We start from the raw sequence: 2500 nt of genomic DNA on the forward strand, positions 1-2500 counted from the left end.
GTAAGCTCCTCGCCTTCTTCAGTGTCACTATCTCTCGCTCATCACCTCAAGCCGCGCCAGATGGGGTCGGCTTAGCGGTTACAGAGTTCCTGGAGGTGAATTATGAGCGAATTGCCGGTGGTCAAAACGCGACGCAAAGGCAAACACCTTACGCAGAGCATGCTGATCCCAACCGAGAAAATGGTCGCTGACGAGCTGCGGGCTGCGCGACCTGGCCACCTGTCGGACCTTGCAGAGTTACGACGTAAGCTCGCGGCAAAATACGGAGCAGACGCCTGCTGCCCAGTGACTGTGCGGCGGCACTTGGTGCATATCAGTCAAGACGGCAGCGCGCCCTTTTGGCGCGTCGTAAATCCCGATCGGCCATTCGCCCGACGTATGAGAGGTGGATCGGAACACATACGCGAAAAATTGGCCGCGGAATGCTAAGTCTCCTGTTGCCGTACTTCAGCGCATACGAAAACGGCCCGCACAAGGCGGGCCGTTTTCGAATTTGGTTGCGGGGACAGGATTTGAACCTGTGACCTTCAGGTTATGAGCCTGACGAGCTACCGGGCTGCTCCACCCCGCGTCAACCCTAAAGGTAAGCCTTGGCTCACCGAATTCAAGCTTCCGCCAAATGAAAGGGCCGCTTGCGCGGCCCGGAGTCCCGTTGGCGGGCCTGTTCGTAAGGAGAAGATTAAACAACGTGCGCTTGGCAGACCTGGCAGCGACCTACTCTCCCGCGTCTTGAGACGAAGTACCATCAGCGCTGGAGCGTTTCACGGCCGAGTTCGGAATGGGATCGGGTGCAGCCGCTCCGCCATAACCACCAGGTCGGCAAAACGCACGTTGCTCGAGAAGCTGTTTTCTGTGCCATCCATCGTGTTCACGATGGGCATTAGGAATGAGAACGATCAAGCCGATCGAACTATTAGTACCGGTAAGCTTCAAGCGTTGCCGCTCTTCCACACCCGGCCTATCAACGTGGTCGTCTTCCACGGTTCTCAGGGAATACTCGTTTTAAGGTGGGTTTCCCGCTTAGATGCCTTCAGCGGTTATCCCGTCCGGATATAGCTACCCTGCTATGCGGCTGGCGCCACAACAGGTCCACCAGAGATCCGTCCATCCCGGTCCTCTCGTACTAGGGACAGATCCTTTCAATATTCCTACACCCACGGCAGATAGGGACCGAACTGTCTCACGACGTTCTGAACCCAACTCACGTACCGCTTTAAATGGCGAACAGCCATACCCTTGGGACCTGCTCCAGCCCCAGGATGCGATGAGTCGACATCGAGGTGCCAAACAACCCCGTCGATATGGACTCTTGGGGGTCATCAGCCTGTTATCCCCGGCGTACCTTTTATCCGTTGAGCGATGGCCCTTCCACGCGGGACCACCGGATCACTATGACCGACTTTCGTCTCTGCTCGACTTGTCAGTCTCGCAGTCAGGCAGGCTTATGCCATTGCACTCAGCGAACGATTTCCGACCGTTCTGAGCCCACCATCGCGCGCCTCCGTTACTCTTTAGGAGGCGACCGCCCCAGTCAAACTACCCACCATACATTGTCCCGGGCCCGGATAACGGGCCGCGGTTAGACATCCATAGTGATAAGGGTGGTATTTCAAGGGTGGCTCCACCTGAGCTGGCGCCCAGGTTTCAAAGCCTACCACCTATCCTACACATGCCACTACGAATGCCAATGTAAAGCTATAGTAAAGGTGCACGGGGTCTTTCCGTCTAACCGCAGGAACCCCGCATCTTCACGGGGAATTCAATTTCACTGAGTCTATGCTGGAGACAGCGGGGAAGTCGTTACGCCATTCGTGCAGGTCGGAACTTACCCGACAAGGAATTTCGCTACCTTAGGACCGTTATAGTTACGGCCGCCGTTTACTGGGGCTTCGATTCAGAGCTTGCACCCCTCCTCTTAACCTTCCAGCACCGGGCAGGCGTCAGACCCTATACGTCGTCTTGCGACTTCGCAGAGCCCTGTGTTTTTGATAAACAGTCGCTACCCCCTGGTCTGTGCCACCCTCCCATGCTTGCGCATGAAAGGGTCACGCTTCTTCCGAAGTTACGCGTGCAATTTGCCGAGTTCCTTCAGCATAGTTCTCTCAAGCGCCTTGGTATACTCTACCAGTCCACCAGTGTCGGTTTCGGGTACGGTCTATAAGGAGGAGCTATTTCCTGGAACCACGCAGCAGCCCTTTCAATCCGATAAGATTGGACTACCTCAATGATCCGTCACTTCCTCCAGGCCCACGAATATTAACGTGGTTCCCATCGTCTACGCATTTCTGCCTCGACTTAGGGGCCGGCTAACCCTGCTCAGATTAGCTTTAAGCAGGAACCCTTGGACTTTCGGCGGGGGAGTCTCTCACTCCCCTTACGTTACTCATGTCAGCATTCGCACTTCTGATACCTCCACCACCCCTCACGGGTATGGCTTCATCAGCTTACAGAACGCTCCGCTACCGCTTGCATTGCTGCAAACCCTAAGCTTCGGTGTATG

Annotated in this window: 1 protein-coding gene, 1 tRNA gene and 2 rRNA genes (1 of these 4 cut by a window edge); 1 reads left to right on the forward strand and 3 read right to left on the reverse strand. The window is 55.7% G+C overall.

Annotated features, from left to right (window positions below):
- Nucleotides 1-191, forward strand: a 191-nt coding sequence (locus AC0L2X_RS25705; RefSeq protein WP_473600564.1) for a hypothetical protein, incomplete at its 5' end; no start/stop codon positions are given.
- Nucleotides 192-494: 303 nt separating this feature from the next.
- On the opposite strand, the gene AC0L2X_RS25710 is transcribed toward AC0L2X_RS25705, so the two are convergent.
- The 3 genes from AC0L2X_RS25710 to AC0L2X_RS25720 form a co-directional block, all read right to left on the reverse strand.
- Nucleotides 495-571, reverse strand: a tRNA-Met gene (locus tag AC0L2X_RS25710).
- A gap of 130 nt (nt 572-701) precedes the next feature.
- Nucleotides 702-816: ribosomal RNA gene (gene rrf, locus AC0L2X_RS25715) — 5S ribosomal RNA — on the reverse strand.
- A 76-nt stretch (nt 817-892) separates the two neighbouring features.
- Nucleotides 893-2500 (reverse strand): 23S ribosomal RNA (locus AC0L2X_RS25720) (it continues 1191 nt past the right edge of the window).

The organism is Mesorhizobium sp. WSM4828 (assembly GCF_055811175.1).